Below are 22294 nucleotides of genomic sequence, written 5' to 3'. Positions count from 1 at the left end.
TTTGGCAAGAGTGCGGCTCAATCCGGTAGGTTAAAGGTAATTGGCAGGGAGAAACTGAACGTCTCCTCACCCAATTGCGAGGGCACGACCGGGTAGGGGGCCGCCCTTTTTACTGCTGCTTGGGCCTCACGATTAAGGGTGCCGAAACGGGATTCTTGCACCGCGAGGATTTCCTGCACTTCGCCGCGGGAGTTGATGACCACATTCAGGCGTACACTGCCTTCCTGGCCGCGTTCCTGGGCGCGCTTGGGGTAGCGAATATGGTTGTAGGTATGGCGCAGTAGAGTGGAGGCGTAAATTTGGCGGGCGAGAATCATACCAGCTGTTAGAGGCGCCTCTTCTTCCTCTTCGAACTCCTCATCGATTTCTGCGGCCGCTGCATTCTCGGGACTGATTGCGGCCAATTGCGTCGGCTCGCTGTTACTGTTGCCCTGTTGTTCGAGGGGCTCTCCCTCCGCCAGTGAATTGGCGCTGGCCGCCTGGGCAGCCTGCTGTGTACTTTCCGCAACGATTTCCAAGGCTTCAGAAGCAGCGGGAACCGCCGGGCTCAAGGTCATTGTGGGCGGGGCGAGATCGACATCAACCAGGTTCGGTTTGGACAATTCTTCGTCTTTCTCGGGCGTCTGTGCTGCGGCGAGGGCCTCTTCTTGGCCAATTTGTTTTAACTGCAGTTCGGCGATGCGCTCACTGGTGGGTTCTAGGGCTTCGAAACTGGTGCGCAGAGCAGCGGGGATATCACCGGCGGCGAGGAGGCCGTCGCGAAAATCTGTTGAGGGAGGTACGGGGCCAATCCAGGCGCGCATTAGGGTGTTGAAGAAAGCTGGGTCGGCAATTTCTCCCAGGGTGATTCCGTTGAGAGAAACCGTGGTGATCCCGGTGTCTGCGGCGAAGTCGATGGCTAACTGATCCCCCCGGTGCAAGCGGCCTTTAAACAGGTTGGCGAAAGTCACCATAGTCTCCGCCTGGCTGCTCAAGGTATTGCCGCTGTTGTTTATCGCAATACTTTCCATCCACTGGTTACGGAAACGGCGTGCGGGCAGGCTATTGGCCAATACTCGCACTTCTAGGCGGCGCGGAATGTCACTGTTGAGTAGCCCGGCGGAGTCATTCGAGAGGTTTTCCGAGTAGATAGCGGCGATATAGAGCTCTTTATTGAACTGTTGTTCGAGCGCAAGGCCATTTAAGAGTGGTGCCGCTGATACAGTTACAGCAAATGAAAACACCCAAAGTGAGAAGACAATTTTTATCGATTTCATTGTTCTATGGTGTCTGAATGTCCGGACACACAGGCTCCGGTAATTAAGATTGAGGGGCCCCTCCCCAGTGCACACACGTCAGATGAAAGAGTGCGCATTTAAAGTGTGAGCGAGCACACTGTGCTCAACACTTCGCCTAACTCTACTGCAACTGCAATGGAGTTCAAGCCTGGAGCGGTTAGAATGTCCCCACTCAGGGCATTGAGAGCCTACGGCGGGAAACGATTGTCATACCCATTGTTGGGTGGGGCAGACCGATATCGTTTAGAATCGCGCATCGTTGAGTGGCATTTGCGGCACTTAGCGAAAAATGGAATGGTTTTCACTAATTTTGCGGTATGTATGGAAATTAAACCCCTTATTGACTATCCACGGGAAGCCGTGGATAGACTGCTAAATGTCATTCATCTTTTTCGTGACATTCGTGCAACAAGTGAATGGCAATACGATGTGCTGCTAAAGCGCTCCCGACTCCTGAGCCTGGAGCCGGGGGAGCAACTGTTGCGCGCCGGGGACGTCGATCAGTGGGTTTTTTTCCTGTTGCGCGGTGAATTGCAGGTACAGGTCGAGGCCGCCAGTCAAGGGGATGGAAGCTCCGGCGAGCGCACCCTGGCGGTTATCCGGCCGGGAGAATTATTTGGTGATCTTTCGATGTTGTTGGCGGAGCCCCGTAGTGCCAATGTCTTTGCCGCCCACAATAGCCGTGAAACCCAGGTGTTGGGGCTCGATTGCACCCTGTTTGGTGACTTGGAGGACTTCTCCCTGTTGCAGCTTCCCGCAAAATTAACGTTTTATCGCAATATGGTGCATTCGTTGCGCTGGAAGCTGGAGGTGTACCGCTCCAAGTATCCCGCCCACCAGCTTGCGGATAGCCATCGCAAGTTAAAGTTGTACACGGGGCCGAAGAATTGCCGGCAGGAATTGACAGCGCTGGCCGCTCAGGCTCGGGCCTTGGCGCGCATTCTTCTCGATTGGAATGCGGAATTTGGTTCCGGTGAATTGATCGATGATGAGTCGGATATGCTAGGTTTTCTGGAATCCATGCTCTCTTAATGTCCAGAAACACCGCTGAGCCAGAGCCTCAGACTGGGTCTGGCTACCCTCCGCCCTTTATCTTCGCAAATTTTCGTAGCGTTGCCCCATAAGGGGTGCTCCTTCTTATACTGAATGGACTCGGCCTCTCAGTGGTTACTGGCCTCCTAAGTTTGTCGGCTGATCTATTTCCATAAGAATTCAATTCAGGAATAAGACGGGGCTGTGTAAAATTTGGTCTACTCAAATCGCCGCCCAGCGCTTTTGCCGGCAGCTTTATTTGTGCCTCACAGGTTTCTATTTATGCGCGCACTGGTATCTATCTGGTCTAACCGAAATTATCGAATCGCTCTGCTCGTCACCCTGCTGGCCATTGTCTGGCTATTCAGTGGGGTAGTGCTGCCAGAGGAGGAAAAGAGCAACAGTGCCGTCAGCGACGAAAAAGAGGGACCTGTTTCGGAGGTTGCGATGCGGGTTCAGGCCCGGCGCATCGAGGCACAGTCCTATGCAACGCGGGTGTTGGTCAATGGCCATACCGAAGCAAATCGCAGTGTGCGCCTGAGAGCGGAATTGGACGGTGTTATTTCCCGGCTTCCAGTTCCTGAGGGCAGCTTGGTGCAAAAGGGGGCGGTGATTTGTGAAATTGAGGCAGAGGACCGCCTGGAAAAACTGGCCCTCGCCAAAGCGGCACTGCATAAAGCGAAGCTGGACTATACCGGCGCCGAGCGCCTGAAGAAAAAAGGGCTACAGTCGGATACAGCCATGGCCCAACAGGGGGTGGCTCTGGCTCAGGCGAGGGCGGATTTTACCCAGGCGAAGGTGATGGTGGATAACCTGAAAATCCGCGCACCTTTCGATGGCGTCGTAAATCAGCGTGCCGTGGAGCTGGGTGACTTTATCCGGCGGGGAGAAGAGTGCGCGACCCTGCTGGACTTGGACCCGTTACTGGTGGTTGGCGAGGTTTCGGAAAACCAGGTGGGCAACTTGATTCCCGCAGGTCCCGCCAGTGCGCAGTTACAGCGGGGTATTCCTGTGCAGGGCAAACTGCGCTATATCAGCCAGCAGGCCCAAGAGATTACCCGGGCCTACCGGGTTGAAGTGGCGGTGAACAATCCCGGTATTCTACTGCGCGGGGGGTTGAGTGGCCGCTTGGCCCTACCCACGGGGGAAGTGCTGGCACACTACATAAATTCTTCTCTGCTGACGCTGGATGATCGTGGGACTCTGGGTGTGCGTACCCTCGACGAGAATAATCAGGTCCATTTTATCAATGTCACTCTGGTAGGTGATGGTGAGGAGGGTGTTTGGGTGAGTGGTCTTCCGGACCCGGTCACATTGATTACCGTCGGTCAGGAATATGTGAGCCAGGGAGATATTGTTCGTGTCGATATGTACTCCCCCGAGCCAAAAGGTGAGGAGCCGTCCCTGCCTTTCGATGTCGCCCCCGAGCCGGTATTAATGCCCGCTTCCCAGGAGCAATCCCCACAAGAGGGCAAATAGCGATGAAATTATTGGAGAGTGCGATTGAGCGCAATCGCAGCGCTATTTGCCTGATGTTACTGATTGTCTTGGTGGGGCTTGTTGCTCGTGGCGCTATGACGATTGAGTCCAGTCCTGAAGTAAATCCACCATTTGTTATGGTCCAGGTGACCCATGAGGGGATTTCCCCCGAGGATGGAGTACGTTTGCTGGTCCGTCCCCTGGAGCAGGAAATCCGCGCAGTGGAGGGCGTTGTCGAGGTGATTGCGGTAGCCCGCGAGTCCCTGGCTTATATTGTGGTGGAATTTGACTCTGCGATTGATGTGGATGATGCGGTAGATGATATTCGCAACGCCGTGGAGCGTGCCCGCGCACAATTGCCGCGAGATGCGGAGGAGCCAGTGGTTGAAGAGGCATCGGCCCAACCTTTTCCCACGATTGTGGTTACTCTTTCGGGAGAAAAAGTCAGCGAGCGGGTATTACTCAGCAGTGCCCAACAGCTAAAGCGCAAAATTGAAAATATCAGTGATGTGCTAAGTGCGGATTTACACGGCAATCGCGAGGAGGTGGTTGAAGCAATTATTGATCCCGTGCGCCTGGAACACTATCAGGTCACCAGTGCCGAACTGATCAATGCAGTACTGGGTAATAACCTGTTAATTCCTGCAGGTGAGTTGGATACGAATCGGGGGCGTTTTTCCGTCAAGGTTCCGGGCCTGATCGAGAGCGCACAAGATGTCTATGAGATCCCCCTGAAAAATTCCACAGATGGAGTGGTGACCCTGGGCGATGTCACCGATATTCGACGCACCTTTAAGGATGCGGTGAGTTATACCAGTATCAACGGTCGCCCCGGCCTGGCGATTAATGTTGAAAAGCGCAACGACGCCAGCTCTGTCAATGTGGCCGACCGGGTTAGAGCGGTAGTGCTGGCAGAGATGGGCGCGCTGCCTCGCGGTGTGGATGTGGAATTTGTCTTCGACCAATCCAATTTTGCGCGGGATATGGTCAGTGAGATGCAGGGCAATATTCTCACCGCGATGCTGCTGGTCATGATTATTGTGGTGGCGGCACTGGGTTTCCGCTCCGGTATCTTGGTGGGGCTGGGGGTGCCGTTCTCACTGTTATTTGGCTCTATAGTCACCTGGTATCTTGGTTACTCTTTCAATTTTATGGTGATGTTCGGCATGTTGCTGGCACTCGGCATGTTGATCGATGGCTCCATCGTGATCACCGAATTTGCCGATCGCAAGATGGCGGAGGGCATGTCCGCCCGCAACGCGTACATCGCTTCTGTCAGCCGGATGTTTTGGCCGGTGGTGGCCTCTACGGCGACCACGCTCGCCGCTTTTCTGCCGATCATGCTCTGGCCGGGGGTCGTTGGAGAGTTTATGCGTTATCTGCCGGTTACCGTATTTGCGGTATTGGCGGGATCGCTTTTATACGCGCTCTTTTTTGCCCCGGTGTTGGGCTCTCTTTTCGGTAAGAGTAACCTGACCTCCTCAACACGCAGTTACCTAAAACAGTTAGAGGAGGGGCAGCCCACGAAATTGCCGGGAATTACTGGCTACTATGCCCGCCTACTGGCATTTGTTCTCCGGCGTCCAGCCATGGCGTTTGCCACCACCATTTTCCTACTGGTTGCCATTTTTATTGCGTTTGGTCGCTATGGGGCCGGGGTTGAATTTTTTACAGAAACCGAAGAGCAATACGGCAATGTGGAGATACGGGCCCAGGGCAATTTGTCCATGGCGGAAAAGAAGGTCCTTGTGGCTCAGGTGGAAAAAGCCGTTCTCAGTATTCCCGAAGTAAGAATTGCCCACACGACCATTGGTTCCGGTGGTATTTCCGGGAACTCTGATCGCGCGCCAGATCAGATTGCCAATATGTTGGTGGAATTATTACCCGCTGAAGAGCGCGAGCGACGCAGCCGTGAAGTCTTTGCGGATATTCGCTCGCGCACAGCCGATTTTGCCGGCATCAAGGTGACAGCCAATGTTATGGAGGGTGGGCCGCCGGTGGGTAAGGATATTGTGTTGGAATTGCGCGGACAGGATTACGAGCAACTATTGGCGGAAACTTGGCGTTTGCACCGGGCCATGGAAGATGATTTCAATGGTTTGCGGGATATTGTCAATACCGCTCCACTACCGGGTATTCAATGGGAAGTGCGGGTGGATCGCGCCAAGGCGGCACTTTATGGGGCAGACCTTACCGAAGTCGGGCGTGCGGTGCAGCTGGTCACCAATGGTGTGCGTGTAGCGGAATATCGTCCCGATGATACCGATGAGGAGGTGGATATCCGTATTCGTTATCCACAAAGTGCTAGAGGTATCGCTGCGCTGGATCAACTCAAGGTAAATACTCCTCGCGGCACCGTACCCATCAGCAGTTTTGTACACAAGGCGGCTATGCCTAAAGTGGACAAGATTGAACGGATTGATGGTATTACCCGCATGCAGATTAAAGCCGATGCTCAGGAGGGAATACTGCCGGATGATAAGGTGAAAGAAATACGGGCTTGGCTCGAGAAAAATCCGGTAAATCCGAGTGTGGAGCTACTTTTTCGTGGCGCCGATGAAGAACAGAGTGAGTCCTTTCAGTTTTTAGGCGTTGCTTTTCTGCTTGCTCTATTTCTGATGTTTATCCTGCTGGTGACTCAGTTCAACAGCTTTTATCAATCATTGTTGATCCTGTCTTCAGTAATTATGTCGACGATTGGTGTGATTCTGGGTCTGTTGCTCAGCCAAAGTACGTTCAGTGTCATTATGACCGGGGTAGGGATCGTTGCGCTCGCGGGCATTGTGGTTAACAACAATATTGTATTGATTGATACCTACAACTTTGTGCGCAAGAGTGAGCCGGAACTTACTACGGCACAGGCGGCACTCAAGGCATCCACCCAACGGTTGCGTCCGGTATTTCTCACCACCGCGACCACCATTCTGGGTTTGTTGCCACTTGCTCTCGGGGTGAGTGTGGATATGGTGGGGCGAAATATTGTGGTCGACGGTGTAATCGCTTCATTCTGGGTCAAGCTAGCTAGCGCGATTGTATATGGCTTGTCCTTTTCCACGCTGCTCACACTATTGGTGACCCCGGTGCTTTTAGTTTTGCCGGGGCATTTGCGGGAGAAATTTTCCTGGAGGAATATGGCAACTTCCCAAATGCAGTAAATTTTGCTTGGGTGAATAGGTTTTGTGATCACAACTTTCGGGGGCTATAGCCCCCGTTTCTTTGTCTGGACGGAAATTATGGGGATGAATCACTGGCCGGGAGAAATTACCGGTCGCAGCCGTAGACTCGCCGAAGGACGGCTGCGCTCGATGATTGAGGACTTTATTCAGCAGCACCGGTTGCCGGCAGAATTTTATCGGGATATAGAGGCCTATTACCTACCTTTGGCAATATGGCTGGCTGAGAGTCATCAAACGAACAACACTTTGGTTGTAGGAATTAGTGGTGGCCAGGGCACGGGTAAATCCACGTTGGCCGAGTTTATTGGCCAAGCTCTTGTACAACTGGGGTTCAACTGTTGCACCTTTTCCCTGGACGATATCTACCTGACTCAGTCCCAGCGACGTCAACTCTCGCACGAAATTCACCCGCTTTTGCGCACTCGCGGAGTACCGGGTACTCACGATGTGCCATTGGGCATGGAGACTTTAGCTGCGCTTTGTAAATCCAATGAGCAATCCCGGATACCCCTACCACGTTTTGATAAATCGAAGGATGAAAGGGTGCCCAAGGATTTATGGCCAGTGCATAAAGGAAGGGTAGATATTGTCCTGCTTGAAGGTTGGTGCCTTGGGGCAAGGCCATCGGCAACCCCTTTACAGCCTATTAATTCATTGGAGGGATCGGAAGATGCTTCTGGGGTTTGGAGAGAGTTTATCAACCGGCAGCTGGAGGGACCCTATCGTGAGTTGTTTAACTGGGTAGATACTATGGTGATGCTGCGCGCGCCGGGTATGGAGGCTATTTTTACGTGGCGTAAACTACAAGAGAAAAAATTACGTGAGCGGACTGGGGCGGGTATGCAAGATGTTGAGTTGGATCGCTTTATTGAACACTACGAGCGGATAACGCGAAATCTGATGCTTGATATGCCCACATGGGCAGATTGTGTGTTGTTCCTGGGGGAGGACCACCGGGTACAAGGGAGCTGGCTTGCAGGGGGCGTGGAGAGTGAGAGGGCTAAGACCCCGGACTTGCCGGGGTCTAGTTAGCTGAAGCAGGGGCTCCAGCTAATAGGCTGTGTTACTTAGCCTTGGGCGGACGACCGCGACCGCGCTTTACAGGAGCAGCATCAGTTGTTGCTGGGGCTGCGGCCTCAGCTTTTTTGGGGCGCCCAGGCTTTTTCTTTGCTTCTTCGCTTTTAGCCGGGCGACCGGGCTTCTTTTTCGAGATTTCTGCCTTAGGCGGACGGCCGCGGCCGCGCTTTACAGGAGCAGCTTCAGTTGCTGCGGCTGCGCTTTCAGTTTTCTTGGGACGACCAGGCTTTTTCTTGGCTTCTTCGCTTTTAGCGGGGCGGCCAGGCTTCTTTTTGGATTCTTCAGAGGCAGCGGTAGCAGCTTTGGGCGGACGGCCGGGCTTTTTCGCGGCACTAGCAGCCTTGGCTGGGCGGCCAGGCTTTTTCTTTGCGGTAGTAGCTTTTTTCTTTTTGGCAGTAGCGCCAGCTTTTTTGGCTTCAGCTGCAGCTTTTTTCTTCTCGTCGGCGGCTAGCTTCTTGGCAATTGCCGCTTCTTCTTTGGCGACAATCTTGGCGACTTTAGCGGCAAGCTTGTTGGCCGCTTTAAGGGTTGCCAGCTCATCTTTAGCTTCTGCAGCGGCAGTCTTGGCCTCAGCAGCGGCTGTTTTGGCCTCTGCGGCAGCTTCGCGAGCTTTTTTCAGCTGGCTTTGCTGTGCGGGGGTTTTCTTCTTAGCGCGTACGGTAGCAACTTTATCTTGAGTTGCTTTCGCTTTCGCTGCAGCTTTCTTGGCACTATTTGCCAACTTTTCTGCTTTAGCGGCTGTGTCCTTCTCTTGCTTGAGACGGGCAGTTTCCAGTTTGGCGGTAAGGGAGCGCAGCTCCGCTTCCATTTGTGCAACATCGCTAGTGGCGACTGCAGGTGCTTTTTTTGTAGCCATTTAAATATCCCTGAAAAAGTATTGTTTTGTTAAATGGGGGCATTCCTATCAATTATTCTCAGCCATCTTCACGGTGAAATGCACCGCCGAAGACGCCTGTTTTCGGCAGAAAACAATTGATAGTGAGTCCCCCCAAGTGAGCGGCGCTAATTGCAGCTTATTTGCATACCTAAATGCAAGTGTTTTATGGGGATTTTTGCTATTTAATGTAAAAAAAATGGTTTTTTTTTATATATTTCCAATTTAAAGGCCCAAATGGAGAGCTTTCCAAGATGGAGTCGCGAGTGTCGAACAGTAAAAGTGTGTTTTTTATCTCGGAGAGAGTTAACCGGTATGTGAAAATACAAGTGAATAGTTGAGTGATTTTCTATGGATTATTGACGGGTGCTTTTTTACGTGAGCGATTAACGAGTGGTGTGTATTTGTGGCTGTGACTTTAGCGGAATATTGACCGGTGTCCCTTGCTTAGATGGGGGAAATCGGGTTAACAAAACTTAACGGACAGTAATCGACGGTTGTCTGTGGCCCCACGAATGAGGGTGTCGTTAACTAGGCTTTCAAGTTGTAATGCCGTATTTCTGTTTTTTTAGGCGGAGGCTGGGCAAAAACAGGCTTGCTCGATTCGCTTTGTAGTTAAAGAGCCTCCAATAACTCCAGCTCCCCCGCATTTTCTATGCGGGTGTTGTAGCCTCTCGGTGTTCGATAAAGCTTCCCATTGTATTCGTCGATCCCTCAACTGGGAGCGTAAGAGGCTTGATTGCAGACATAGCCATTTTATCTATAGGGCTATTTTCCGGTTGCAGCCGATTTTGGATGACTTTATGTTGCCTAGAGGCCAGCGAAACACATTTTGTGACAGCCTTTACAGATTTGGGTATCTCTGAAAGCCAGAGGCACCACGGAATTATTTAGAGGCCGTTTAAGCTTTTAAGTGGATTGGAAAAAGTTAGTGGGTATTCGCTGAGTATTTAGGGGGAGAATAGCTTTGGTTTGCGCAACTTGATTTAAGCCTAGCCGTTCTGAATAAGTGCCTTTTGCTATCTAGTGACAAATTTCTATTTTAGAACGGTTGGTCCTTTATGGTTTGCAGCATGTGATAGTCATGGATCGGTATCCAATATGTAACTTGACGATTGCAGCGAATGATTCCCGAGGAGGTCTATGGGAAAGGATTAACGTTGGCTGGCGATTCACTATCGATAGGGGAGGAGCAGGCTGAAACCGGTAATTGAGGCTGCGGAGTTATCGAGGTTTGGGGAATACGGTGTACCGTTTACAGGATCTGATGGCAATACATGAAGACTTTGGTGATAGAGTGTTTTAGGACTCCATCACCGAGTCTTGTTGTTTCGGCCGGCTATAGTGGCCCGTAAGGTAGATAGCGATTATTGGAATGTTGGCGCAGCCAGAGGAGTTGTTCGCGTTGCAGAGGGGCTTTGCGTTTGCGAAGTACTTTGGCCAAGGGAATGACTGCAGACTCAGCTCCGGCGTCCCAACCGGGCAATTCCATTTCCGCAATGGTAAAGAAGCGTATTAATTGCCACAGCTGCTCGTTGTTCCAATGCTGGCTTTCCTCTAGCCACTGTTGTGCTGGCAGGCGGATAAGCTGAGAAGAGTTTAAGTCTTCCTCTTCCAGTGCGCCGCTCAGGGCGTTATCAGATAGAGCGGCACTAATAAGCCTCTGCAGTTGATCCCGGTCGAACTCCCGATGGTTTTCTTCTTGCTGGCCACCCACCTGTGGCTCCCAGGCCCCTACACTCATATTCACTCCTTATTTAGGTACGAGATTTTTTACATTATACCGGGGCGAATACATTTCTGTGGGCAGCAATTTAGGTCTCTCAGTATAAATCCCTAATAGAGAGGACTTCGAAAGCAGTTATTGAGGGCTGCAGACGAATTTCCGATTTATTCTGAGGTTTCTTGGTGCTATTCGCGCGGACTTGCTGGGGGCATCAAGAACAAGTTTTATGAGGTTGGGATACTATAAAGGCGTAAGATCAAGGGCGTAACGTCGTACTGAGGTTTGCATGGAATATATTTTTAAGGCGCTGCCCGCGAGTAAACGTGTCGCTCTGGTAGCCCACGATAATCGCAAGAAAGCCATGATCCAGTGGTGCCTTAGGCACCGTTCGTTGCTGGAAAAACACAGCTTGCTGGCCACAGGCACGACGGGCGGCAAGATAGAAGAGACTACTGGCTTAAAGGTAGAGAAATTACTGAGCGGTCCTTTAGGGGGAGACCAGCAATTGGGAGCGCGTATTGCTGAGGGACGGGTGGACCTGTTGGTCTTCTTTTGGGACCCCTTTGAACCCATGCCCCATGACCCGGATGTGAAAGCGTTGCTGCGTATTGCGGCGGTTTGGAATATCCCTGTTGCCTGTAATTCGAGCAGTGCCGATATGATGATTCAGTCGTCCCTAATGGAGCGGACATTTGACCGGGAAGTGCCGGATTATCAGAATTACTTGGAGCAGCGCTAGTCGGACATTTCGGTTAAAAAATGATCTGGTTGCCTGAGGATAACTTTGTAACTTGTTGATTTTAAAGGGCTATTCCCCCTGATTATAGGTTGTGCTTGCAATGCCTGTCGATTCGCGGCAATCTTGCCCACCAGATGAGACCGGTTAAACCGGCACCCTTGGTATTTGATAACTGCACGGTGTTTTATGAGTAGACGACGCGGAAAGGCCGTAGAAGAGGAAAAGGCGGATATCGACCTCACGCCCATGCTGGACGTAGTGTTTATCATGTTGATCTTCTTTATCGTAACGGCGTCCTTTGTTAAAGAGAAAGCGTTGGACGTAAATGTACCTGATCCGAATCAGACTCAGGACACCCCGCCCGATACTGACAAACAGAACATCCTGTTGGTGGTAAACGCTAACGATGATATCAGCCTGGCTGGCAGTCGTATTGACAGCCGTGCTGTTCGCGCTCGTATCGCCCAGCTGTACGCCGAGAACCCTCAGGCTATGGTGATTGTACGTGCACACAACAAGTCCAGTGCGGACACCTATGTGCAGATCGCAGATGCTGCGAAGGAAGTGAGCCCGGCTATTCAGGTATCCCTGGTACCTTTCGAGAAGTAAGCCCGCCACTGCAGAGAGAAGAGCCAGCAAATTGCTGGCTTTTTTTATGTCTGTATGACCTATGGCTGTGTTGCAGCCGCTGTATATTTATTGCCTCAGACCGCACCTTCCTTGGGTTTGTCAGAGTTCGGCACGATTGCCCAAAGGTCCGCAAAAACCGCTTTGTACGGGCTGCTCTGCAGGTAGCCCAAACCACTTGATCCCCTTGTACCCCCTTTACTGCCTTTACCATCTTTACATGCGCGATAGCGCCACTGCGGCAAAGCGGAGTCGATATCGACCTGTATTTTCTGAGCCTCGGGAAAGGGTTTGGCAATTTGGCTAAAATCCCTGTCCAGTGCACTCTGGGTTACCTGGTGCCGCTCTTCAGGCAGAAGCTTCAGGAATGTGTCCCCTAAGTTCGGAGCTTCCAGGCGCTTAGAAAAACGCCGGCAAAGGCATGAGCGCGGTTATAGTGTTTCAGTTTTTTGGATCTTTGGCTTGGTAGAGAAACGCGAGTAGCGTCAGGGGTTCAAGGATATCCACTTATTGGATCAGGGAACGATAGATCGTATTCATCCGCTTTAGGGTGTGCAGGGCGCGGTTGTGACCGCCGGTATTGTACAGCCACACCAGAAGTCCAGTTCATGTAACATCTGCTTGAACCACAGCTCGTAGCTCTGGTGTATCACAATAAACAAAAGTTCATCGTGCTCAGGGCCATTGGATAGTGGGTTCTGGCACTCCAGAAGTTCGTCTATTTTCAGGTATGAGCGATAGGTGAGCGTCATTTAAGCGATTTATTGGTCGAGTTTTGATCAGTGGCGAAATAATGCTCTCTTTAATCTGCCAGGATCAAAACATATCTTTTGGCAAAGTGATTAGTATGATCCTGAATATTAGGTCCGGAGTTTATTGAATGGAAAATCCCCCTCAACAATTGCGTATCGACGGCGCACGTCTCTGGCGAAGCCTGATGGAAATGGCTGAAATAGGCGCAACCCCTGCCGGCGGCTGTAATCGGCAGGCACTAACCGATGAGGATCGCAAAGGGCGCGATCTATTCGTGCGCTGGTGCCGGGAAATTGGCTGTGAAATCCGAGTGGATCGCATGGGTAATATCTTTGCCCGCCGGGCCGGTACCGACAATAACCTGCCTGCGATAATTACCGGATCGCACCTGGATACTCAGCCGACTGGCGGCAAGTTCGATGGGGTATATGGTGTATTGGCCGGTCTCGAAGTGCTGCGCACCCTTGTGGATAATGGGGTCCAGACCAAAGCGCCGCTGGAAGTGGTGGTGTGGACCAATGAGGAGGGCGCTCGCTTCTCTCCGGCCATGGTTGGATCAGGCGTTTGGGCCGGGGAATTTAGCCTCGAGTATGGCCACAGTCGTATGGATAAGTCTGGGATCACCATTGGGCAAGAGCTGGAGCGCATCGGCTATTTGGGGGATGAAGCGGTTCAGCCAACACCAATCAAAGCGGCTTTCGAAGCGCATATCGAGCAGGGGCCCATTCTGGAAAAGCAGGATCAGGTGATAGGTGTCGTAACCGGTGTTCAGGGAATCCGCTGGTACGATGTGATTTTCTTTGGTACCCCCTGCCATGCAGGGCCCACTCCGATGGAAGATCGGCGCGACCCGGTACAAGCTATGGCGTGGCTGTGCGAAAAGCTCTACGGAGAAGTTAGGGCTTACTCCGAAGATGCTCGAATTACCTGTGGCGACCTGCGCGCGTCGCCGGGTAGCCGTAATACGGTGCCGGAAAAAGTTGTATTGGCACTCGACTTACGTCACCCGACACCGGAGGGGTTGGAACACTTACACCGCACTCTTTACCGGGTGGCGAAACAAGTGCAGGAGGCCTGCGGTGTTGCCGTTGATATTCGCGAGGAGTGGTTCTCACCACCGGTGGCTTTTGATAGCGGTTGCATCGAAGCGGTGGATAGTGCGGTACAGAGTTTGGGCTACAGTCATCGCAAGATGGTTTCCGGAGCCGGACACGATTCCGTTTATGTCTCCCGGGTTGCCCCGGTATCGATGATCTTTGTGCCCTGTGCAGGTGGGCTTTCGCACAATGAGGCAGAATCGGCCGAGCCGGGCCATCTGGAAGCCGGTTGTAATGTGTTATTACACTCGATGCTCAATAGTGCGGAGCTGGGTTGATACCGGCAAAAAAGAATATTGAGCGCGCTCTGCCGAGATGGCTGAGTCCCTATATGAGAAGAGATTTGGATAAATCAGATGAGTGAATTTACTTTGAAGTACCGCAAGGATAACGGCGGTACAACTCCGCTTACAAACTGGGGGATGGATTCAGAGTACGGTGTGCTGCGCGATGTACTTATCGGTCCTGTGGATAATTTTAGCTGGCGCACGGGGAATGCCAGTGCCCGCCGTGCAGAGCGCCTGGGAATGCAGTTCGACCACAAAGTGGCTGAGGCACAGCACGGGGAAATGCTGGACGCCTATCGTCAAGCGGGGGTCAACACTCATCTCATCCCAGCGGATAGCAGCCTGCCTTACCAGATCTATGGACGTGATTCCTCAGTGATGACGCCTTGGGGGCCAATTGTGACTCAGATGTACAGCCCCTGGCGTCGGGGGGAGTGGGCTCCGATCATAAAGAAATATGCGGAACTGGATATTCCCATTTACGATGTAATCACTGCGGGCTCCCTAGAAGGTGGCGATTTTATGGTGCTGGAGCCGGGCGTGATTTTGTGCGGTTATTCCGGGGAGCGCACCAGTCCCCAAGGTTTTGCGCAGATGAAGCGCTGGGTGGAAAAGGAGGGCTGGGAGGTAAAAGGCTACCAGTTTGATCCCTTCTTCCTGCATATCGATGTCATGGTTGCGATGCTGGCTGAAAAACTGGCGGCAATCTGTGTCGATGCGGTAGAGCCGGAACTGGTGCAGTGGTTTAAGAGTCGCAATATAGAAATTATCGATATTCCATTCCCGCAAGTTCTAGAGCTGGGGGTTAATGTAGTGGCCCTGGGCAACGACCGTGTGATGCTGCCGAAGGCCAATATAGGTCTTGCTGAAAAATGTCGTGCCCACGGCTTGGAGGTTATTGACCCGGATATCTCGATGATCACTCCTGGTGGTGGTGGCGTGCACTGCATGTGTCAACCCTTGCGCAGGGACTCGGCAGCAAAGTTTTAATTGGATGAAGTTGAATAGCGCCTGTTTTGCTCGGTGATCGGACTTCACCGGGCTATTCCCGTCAACGAATGTGGTTGTTTATGAACTCGTCTAAGTGGGGATAGCGGTTAATATGAATCGCCTGTAATGAGTGGTTCGCGGCTATTTACCGGTTTAAAAGCGTTTGAAGTGCAAACTAACGGGCTCAAAGTTGCTTCCCTTCACGGGCCCCTGCGGGACTTTGGTGTGAATTAGCTGTAATCAAACCTATTCGCAGCTTATGTCACAAGCGATGTTTTGATTTGTGTCCCGGTATTTATAACAGGCGTTTTGCGTCCACGCGCAACTCTGCTTTAGGCCAACAGCGGCAGTCTCTCAGTCCCAAATGAATCCAACCCGGAGAACATTATGCAAAGCGCGTGTGCGGAAATTCAGGCTCAGGTAAATGAGCGTATCCTAGAAATTACTATCAATCGTCCGGAGCGCAAGAATGCCCTGACCATGGTCATGTACACCGCCATGGCAGAGCTACTGAATAGTGCTGCGAATAATAGTGAGATTCGCGTAGCTATTATCACCGGTGCCGAGGGTATTTTTACCAGTGGTAATGACTTGACGGATTTCCTCAGTGGCTCTGCTGAGGGTGAGGGCTCTCCTGTTTTTCAGTTTATGAGTGCCCTCTACAACTTTCCAAAGCCAGTGGTCGCTGCTGTGAATGGCCCTGCGGTGGGTATTGGTACCACTATGTTGTTGCATTGTGATCTGTCGTTTGCCGGGCACGATGCAATGTTCCAGATGCCTTTTGTCAATTTGGGGCTCTGTCCTGAGTACGGCTCCAGCTACCTGCTGCCCCGTATTACCGGTCATGCCAAAGCCTCTGAATTATTGCTTTTGGGCAAAAAGTTTTCGGCGCAGGAAGCGGTGGATATTGGTATTTGCAATGCCGCCGTGGAGCCGGAGCAGGCAATTGTACGGGCGCGTGAAGTGGCCGCCCAGCTGGCAGCCAAGGCACCGGCCGCAGTACGTTTATCCAAGCAGTTACTGCGTCGGGCGACTCAGGAAAAGGGACTTGAATTTATTCAGGAAGAGGGGCGTCATTTCCAGGATCGTTTAACCTCCGAAGAATTTAAAGAGGCGGCAACCGCATTTATGGAAAAGCGGCCTGCAGATTTTTCTAAGTTCGATTAAAAAAATGGCCGCGCAAGCGGCCATTTTTTTGATACAGATTCAGTATTCAGCCTTTCTCGGGCGGGGGCGGGATAGGTAATTGACAGCCTGATCAGGCTGATCGGTAAAAATTCCATCTACACGCAGTTGATAGGCTGCAAAATGTAAAAATTGATTAAAGCTCTCGAATTGTTCCGGTAGCTGTGCCGGATCAGCACGGAATGTGTAGGGATGAACCTGCAAGTCTCTACGATGCGCACGGCGTACCACATTATTGGCCCTTGGTTGACCATCTTCAATTTCTATCAGCATGGGGTACCAAGGTCCGATACCGTCGGCATAGTTGGCTATTTTGCGTAAGCCACCCCTCTCTAACATCCAATCGTAATCATAATTTTGAAGAGTACCGTCAACCTCAACGAGTTTTTCTCCCCAGCTGGTGGCGGCGATTAGTTGAACGAGTGACAGATCTAGACCCAGGGCGGGCATTAACTCAAATTTTATTCTTTGTAATTCCTCAGCATCAAAACACTGCAAGAACACCTTTTGCTGTTTATCGGTATAGCCATATTCTTTGAGTGTTTGTAAAGCTTCCGCGGCGATATCTCTGCCTTCCCAGTGATGAAAGTAGGGTTTTTTTATTTCGGGGTAAATACCGATCTCGTAGCCGAGGGATTTGTTTAAGCCCTGTATCAGCTCTAACTCCTCTTCGAAAGTGGAAAGTTGGAAGCTGGATTTCCACAGGGGAAAACGGTTTGGATATTTTGCCTGGGGGCCGTTTTCTCCTATGGTAAAGGCTTCGCTGACCTGCAGCTTTTTTAGCTCTTCAAGGGTGAAATCGATGGTGTAATAGTGGCCATCCTCACGAGCCCGGCCTGGAAAGACATCAGCTACATTGGTCGTGCTATCGAGGTAGATGTCGTGCATAACAATCAAGTGATTGTCTTTGCTAAGTACTAGGTCTTGCTCGATATAATCTGGGCGCATGGCATAAGCCATGGCTTTAGCTTCTAGTGTGTGCTCTGGCAAATAAGCGGATGCACCTCGGTGAGCAATGATTAGCGGGTGCTTGGACCCACTACCTGTACTTTCGGCACAGGTGATACTCGCGACGGTAGAGCCAATGATTAATAATGTAGATAGGATTTTTTTGAACATTTGCACGGCGTCCCAAATTAATGTGGGAAACTTTCTAGCAAAAAAATATGACAGGGATATATCAGTGCCAGTATAGCGAGAGAGAATGTGAACCATAAGACATTTTTGAATTGCCGTTGGGTTTTTTAAAAAAGAAACCGGGCTCAGTGCCCGGTTATGGATTGATTCTCAGGGGGCCTTATACGGACATTGCTTGTGACCAGAGATGTTGAGAAAATTGTTCACGTAAGTCTTTTTTACTGATCTTACCCGTAGCCGAATGGGGTAGCTCCTGGGAAATGACGCAGTCGTCGGGAATCCACCACTTTGCAAAGCGTCCTTGGTAGGCGTGTAGTATCTTCTTGGGCTCGGGCCTACTTCCCGCTTCGGGCACCACAATCAATAGCGGCCGCTCGGCCCATTTTTCATGGGGGACTCCGATGACTGCTGCCTCGGCAACGCCATCCAGGGTCATCGCGAAGTTTTCCAACTCAATAGAGGAAATCCATTCACCTCCGGATTTAATCACATCTTTGGTGCGATCAGTAATGCTCAGGTAGCCTAAAGGATCAATCGTCGCTACGTCGCCGGTATCAAACCAACCGTCGGGAGTGAGGGCGGATTCCTGCGCTTTATAATAGCGTTCGCAAACCCAGGGGCCCCGCACTTGTAATGCGCCAAATTCGATACCGTCATGGGGTAGTGGGCTTCCGAGAGGATCGACGATACGCATTTCCACTCCAAACCCTGCTCGCCCCTGTTTGAGGCGAAGAGTCTTGGCTTGTGCTGCCGGCAACCTGGGATCTACTCGTGCATTGTAAGTGCCGAGTGGACTCATCTCTGTCATGCCCCAGGCATGATGTGTGTAGACACCATGTCTATCCTCGAACTCTTCCATAATGCGCCATGGACAGGCGGAGCCGCCGACGACTACACGATTGAGGCTGGAAATCGTTTCTTCACTTTCGCGTAAATATTTGAGCAGTGCGAGCCAGACGGTAGGGACACCCGCAGCGATGTTGACCGATTCCTGCTGCATAAGTTTGCAGAGTGTTTCGCCACAGCCCATTTTGTGGCCAGGCAAAACCAGCTTGGCGCCGACGGCTGGTGCCGCATAGGGGATGGACCAGGCATTGACGTGAAACATGGGGACAACGGGCAAAATGGCTTCATTGTGGCGAATGGCAAAAACATCCGGCAGGAGAACCCCGTAAGTATGTAGGGTCATAGCGCGGTGAGAGTAGAGCACCCCCTTGGGATTGCCGGTGGTACCAGAGGTATAGCAGAGTGCCGCCGCACTTTGCTCACTCAATTCAGGCCAGTGGAAATCGCCAGAGTGGCTACAGAGGAATTCTTCATAGCAGAAATAATTGGACAGCTGACTTTCGGGCATATTTGCCCTATCGGTCAATACAATAATACCCTCAAGGTTGGTAAACTTTTCCGCCATTTTGTTTATCAATGGGACAAACATAGGGTCTACAAATAGCCAGCGGTCTTCGGCATGTTCGATGATGTAGTGAATTTGTTCTGGAAATAGACGTGGGTTGATAGTGTGACAAACCAGCCCACTGCACGAAGTGGCATAATAGAGTTCGAAATGGCGATGATCATTCCAGGCAAGCGTGCCGATACGGTCTCCACGATTGGCGCCGAGCCGAGACAGTGCCTGGGCGAGCTGTGCGGAACGCCTAAAAGCATCTCTATAGGTATAACGAAACTGTGGATTATCCTGAGTAACAGAGACAATTTCACTATCAGGTGAATTACTCAGTGCATGTTGCATAATACCGGTGAGGGTCAATTGAGACTGCATCATCATGCCATTCATGTTTGTCTCCTATTGTTATATTTATGGTTGCTTTTATAGATTATTTATAAGGTTTTTTAGAATAGAGTCCATTGGTCCCTTTTTGGTACTCATGAATCTAAAAGTTACTGAATATAACTTTACTTAATGGGCAGTCTTGTTGTGGGGCTAAGAAATATATACAGAATATCTACATAAGTGCAAAATATATTTCTGAGGATGTCGTTTTTTTTACTTCACTATTTTTATCCACTCACCGGGTTCGGGTTCGCCCCGTGGATAATAACCATTTAGAAGGCGAAGCTGCTCCTCTGCATACTCTCCAATTTCCATATGCTTGGCTAAAGAAGAGAAAGTGGTTTTTTCATTGGCTTTTACATAGTGAAGGCGTCTAATATCTTTTTCTACAATATCGGTTTTACGCAGGGGGCGAAAGCTACGGATACTGGTTAAAAATAGCGTGTCATAATGTTCAAGATGGTCCTTTTCCTGGGACTCTGTATCAATAATTTTACCCTCAAGCATAAATTGACGGCTACCATAATAGATAATGGCTACTCGGTCTGGGTCCAGGCCTTTCTTCTTGGAACTGGATATTTTGCCGGTGTAACCCTCAAGCTGGTATTGATCTAGCTTTTCACTTTGTTCAAATTTATTTGAATCATATTCTTCTCGTAATGCCATATCGGCGGGCTGGTTCCCATCGCGTTTCGCAACCTTAATAGTAATTTTGGCTGAATTGTCAGGGGCGGTGCCGACGATAGAGGAGCGTTCATTGGCCACTGTCCAGCCATCGGGAAATAGGAGGGAGAATCCGAGGCGCTTGTGGTTAAAGCGGTTCTTGTTGGATTGCCTGGCATTATCGCCGTAAATCAAACCATCTGTTTTTTCACGATAGTAGGCGACCTTAATGTCCTTGTTTTCTGCTGGTAGGGTGCCAGCTGCTTTGACGACTTCCTGTAGACGAATGTCGTTACGGGGGTGGGTGGAGAAAACACCATGATAGGTCTGTGGTTTTTTACCTTCAATCCTTGCTCGTCGGCGAGCAAACGTTTCCTGATCCTTAAGTATGCCGATGACACTGATCATGGCTTCTGGATCATAACCGGCCTTGAACATATACTGGGCTCCAAAGCGGTCTGCTTCCAATTCCATTTCTCTTCCATAGCCTTTTACTGCTGCGGTGCTCCACAGATTGGCGGCATCACCAACAACGCGACTACCGGTGACGAGCACAGATAATACCGATGCGGCACTCGCGCCGGTGGAGGCTGTTTTTTGGCGAACCGCATGGCGTGCGGTGATATGTCCAATTTCATGGGCAAGCACCGCGGCCATTTCTGCTTCGGAGTGGAGGTAGGTAAGTAGGCCGCGATTGATATAGACATAGCCGCCCGGCAGAGCGAAGGCATTGATATCCTGGCTGTCGATGATGGTGAAATGGTACTTGATATCGGGTCTATCACTGGCCACTGCAATCTTTTGCCCTACGTGATCTACATAGGCGGCAAGCACGGGGTCCCGATAAATTGGAGTACTTTCGATCAGCTTTTCATGCATCTCCTTGCCAATGGAAATCTCCTTGTCTTCGGACATTAAAACCAGATCCGGGCGGTTGGTGGCCGGATTGAATGCGCAGGCCGCACATACTGTGAACAATAGAGCGACGCACAGTCTTACCAAATATTGCATTACCTCAGCCTCCCTGCTTGTTTATTATTTATGAACTGGTTGCTGCTGCGGGTATTAGGAATTGTTGAAGTTGTACCGCCATGCCTTTACAAGCATTGTTTTGTACTCTGGCAATGAGAGGGATCGGAATAACGATAGCTGGCATATAGGAGGTGCCTTTGGCATCCGCACTGAGTTTGCCGGAAAGTTCCCGATCGCGGAAATCCCACACAGAGGCCTCGTAATCGGATTCCTTGTCCCAGGTCCCGAAGCCAAAACAACCGGCTCCACCGGTACTGATAGTACAGCTTATAGAACCCGCGCTGGCAGTGGTTTCAGTGGAGCCGTCTATCCACACAATGTACTTCACCCCGTAGGCCTCCATTTTCTCCCTGACCTCTCTATTTTCCATCAGGCGATCCAGTGAACGCACATGCATAGGAGCAGTTCGCGGCTCGAACCAGGGATACATTATGTCGACAAATTCCTTCTCAGGAATAATATTAACCCCCATCTCCGGGTTATGTAATTCCCGGCCTACACAGGCGATGAGATTGGGTTCAGTTTCATAGTCACTGGAATGGCGTCGGCCCAAAATTACCACGGAGTCCCCAGCAGCGAGCTCACCGTCACTACGTCTGTATTCATCAATAACGACAGTGGTGCAGCCGCTGAGGAATATCAGAATTAAAACAATGAATGGCTTGAACACGATATAATCCTCTATTCAGCCTTGATGGACTTCACTTTGAATTCTTGCAATGAGGCGGACCTGAGTTTTCCTGAGAGAAATGCCTGTAATTCAGGTACTTTCCCAAAACCTGTATAAAGGGTTGCTCCGGCGTCGCGCAAGGCGATGTTGATAGCTTGAGTGAGTGCTTTTTCCTGAGATTGTAAAAACGCTGTAGGGGTTTTTCCGTAGGCTGTGATTACCCAGCTAGCTACCTGATTTCCGCGGGAATCATAGGCATTCATGTCATATTTGATCCAAACCTCAAAAATATTAACTCTGGTCTCCCGGGGCATGGTGAATTGTAACTCTTTCACCTCGGGGACTATGACAAGTTCTACATTGGCGGGCAGATCCTGGGGGTACTCCGATAGAGAGACCGTATTTAGAAACATAGAGCCGAGTACTGTCTCAAAGAGGCTTTCCTGGGCTCTGCCAGTATTTATTTTCCATTCCTCCCGATCTTCACTTTCTTCTTGGTAGGTATAATTTTTAAAATCCTCACTGAGGTAAATGCCCACAGAGAGAGGAAGCTGCTGTCCTACTGGAGAGGGGTATCGCCCTTCAACCTGCACGGTATGTGAACAAGCTGCGAGTAATACGGAGATAATGACCACAATCGCCAGATGAAATGTGGAAGCCTCCTTTATCCTGTACATCATGAAT

At 50.9% G+C, this 22294-nt stretch carries 18 protein-coding genes; 9 read left to right on the top strand and 9 right to left on the bottom strand.

Features of this window, described 5'->3' with window-relative positions:
- Positions 1-17: 17 nt before the first annotated feature.
- On the bottom strand, positions 18-1256 hold the full coding sequence (locus tag ACCI51_RS07210) for a TonB family protein (RefSeq protein ID WP_371843118.1): 1239 nt from the start codon (positions 1254-1256) through the stop codon (positions 18-20).
- 342 nt (positions 1257-1598) lie between these two features.
- On the opposite strand from ACCI51_RS07210, the gene ACCI51_RS07205 reads away from it, so the two are divergent.
- The 4 genes from ACCI51_RS07205 (at position 1599) to ACCI51_RS07190 (ending at position 7996) form a co-directional block, all read left to right on the top strand.
- A complete protein-coding gene (locus ACCI51_RS07205) occupies positions 1599-2309 on the top strand; it encodes a cyclic nucleotide-binding domain-containing protein (RefSeq protein ID WP_371843117.1) in 711 nt (236 codons plus the stop codon).
- Positions 2310-2591: 282 nt separating this feature from the next.
- Entirely contained in the window at positions 2592-3788 is a 1197-nt protein-coding gene (locus ACCI51_RS07200) for an efflux RND transporter periplasmic adaptor subunit (RefSeq protein ID WP_371843116.1), read from the top strand.
- 2 nt (positions 3789-3790) lie between these two features.
- Complete coding sequence (locus ACCI51_RS07195; RefSeq protein WP_371843115.1) at positions 3791-6943, top strand: efflux RND transporter permease subunit; 3153 nt, start codon at positions 3791-3793, stop codon at positions 6941-6943.
- Positions 6944-6967: 24 nt separating this feature from the next.
- Positions 6968-7996: a phosphoribulokinase gene (locus ACCI51_RS07190; protein ID WP_371843114.1), complete on the top strand. Its 1029-nt coding sequence runs from the start codon at positions 6968-6970 to the stop codon at positions 7994-7996.
- A gap of 31 nt (positions 7997-8027) precedes the next feature.
- Here ACCI51_RS07190 and ACCI51_RS07185 read toward each other — a convergent pair whose 3' ends face one another.
- Positions 8028-8897, bottom strand: a complete 870-nt coding sequence (locus ACCI51_RS07185; protein ID WP_371843113.1) for a hypothetical protein — start codon at positions 8895-8897, stop codon at positions 8028-8030.
- Between the two features lie 1357 nt (positions 8898-10254).
- Entirely contained in the window at positions 10255-10659 is a 405-nt protein-coding gene (locus ACCI51_RS07180; protein WP_371843112.1) for a hypothetical protein, read from the bottom strand.
- A gap of 268 nt (positions 10660-10927) precedes the next feature.
- On the opposite strand from ACCI51_RS07180, the gene ACCI51_RS07175 reads away from it, so the two are divergent.
- Both ACCI51_RS07175 and ACCI51_RS07170 read left to right on the top strand, forming a co-directional pair.
- Complete coding sequence (locus tag ACCI51_RS07175; protein ID WP_299580255.1) at positions 10928-11380, top strand: methylglyoxal synthase; 453 nt, start codon at positions 10928-10930, stop codon at positions 11378-11380.
- Between the two features lie 186 nt (positions 11381-11566).
- A complete protein-coding gene (locus ACCI51_RS07170; RefSeq protein WP_299580252.1) occupies positions 11567-11989 on the top strand; it encodes an ExbD/TolR family protein in 423 nt (140 codons plus the stop codon).
- 563 nt (positions 11990-12552) lie between these two features.
- Here the strand turns inward: ACCI51_RS07170 and ACCI51_RS07165 are convergent.
- Positions 12553-12759 (bottom strand): tryptophan 2,3-dioxygenase family protein, encoded by a 207-nt coding sequence (locus ACCI51_RS07165; RefSeq protein WP_371843111.1) that lies wholly within the window; start codon positions 12757-12759, stop codon positions 12553-12555.
- A gap of 128 nt (positions 12760-12887) precedes the next feature.
- Here ACCI51_RS07165 and ACCI51_RS07160 point away from each other — a divergent pair, with 128 nt between their 5' ends.
- The 3 genes from ACCI51_RS07160 (at position 12888) to ACCI51_RS07150 (ending at position 16301) form a co-directional block, all read left to right on the top strand.
- A complete protein-coding gene (locus ACCI51_RS07160) occupies positions 12888-14135 on the top strand; it encodes a Zn-dependent hydrolase (RefSeq protein WP_371843110.1) in 1248 nt (415 codons plus the stop codon).
- Between the two features lie 78 nt (positions 14136-14213).
- Positions 14214-15134 (top strand): dimethylarginine dimethylaminohydrolase family protein, encoded by a 921-nt coding sequence (locus tag ACCI51_RS07155; RefSeq protein ID WP_371843109.1) that lies wholly within the window; start codon positions 14214-14216, stop codon positions 15132-15134.
- 387 nt (positions 15135-15521) lie between these two features.
- Positions 15522-16301, top strand: coding sequence for an enoyl-CoA hydratase (locus ACCI51_RS07150; protein ID WP_371843108.1), 780 nt, complete (start codon positions 15522-15524; stop codon positions 16299-16301).
- Positions 16302-16340: 39 nt separating this feature from the next.
- Here the strand turns inward: ACCI51_RS07150 and glpQ are convergent, their stop codons facing one another.
- The 5 genes from glpQ to ACCI51_RS07125 form a co-directional block, all read right to left on the bottom strand.
- Positions 16341-17438, bottom strand: coding sequence for a glycerophosphodiester phosphodiesterase (gene glpQ / locus ACCI51_RS07145; RefSeq protein WP_371843107.1), 1098 nt, complete (start codon positions 17436-17438; stop codon positions 16341-16343).
- Between the two features lie 178 nt (positions 17439-17616).
- Positions 17617-19248, bottom strand: a complete 1632-nt coding sequence (locus ACCI51_RS07140; RefSeq protein WP_371843106.1) for a long-chain fatty acid--CoA ligase — start codon at positions 19246-19248, stop codon at positions 17617-17619.
- A 210-nt stretch (positions 19249-19458) separates the two neighbouring features.
- Positions 19459-20919 carry a M48 family metalloprotease gene (locus ACCI51_RS07135; RefSeq protein WP_299580227.1) on the bottom strand — a complete coding sequence of 487 codons (1461 nt, stop codon included), beginning with the start codon at positions 20917-20919 and terminating at the stop codon, positions 19459-19461.
- Between the two features lie 28 nt (positions 20920-20947).
- Positions 20948-21610 (bottom strand): hypothetical protein, encoded by a 663-nt coding sequence (locus ACCI51_RS07130; protein WP_299580224.1) that lies wholly within the window; start codon positions 21608-21610, stop codon positions 20948-20950.
- An 11-nt stretch (positions 21611-21621) separates the two neighbouring features.
- A complete protein-coding gene (locus tag ACCI51_RS07125) occupies positions 21622-22290 on the bottom strand; it encodes a hypothetical protein (protein WP_371843105.1) in 669 nt (222 codons plus the stop codon).
- Between the last annotated feature and the right edge of the window lie 4 nt (positions 22291-22294).

The sequence above is a fragment of the Microbulbifer echini genome (assembly GCF_041447225.1).
In the GTDB taxonomy this organism is placed as follows: Bacteria; Pseudomonadota; Gammaproteobacteria; order Pseudomonadales; family Cellvibrionaceae; genus Microbulbifer; species Microbulbifer echini.
This window is presented reverse-complemented; position numbering and strand designations above follow the sequence as displayed.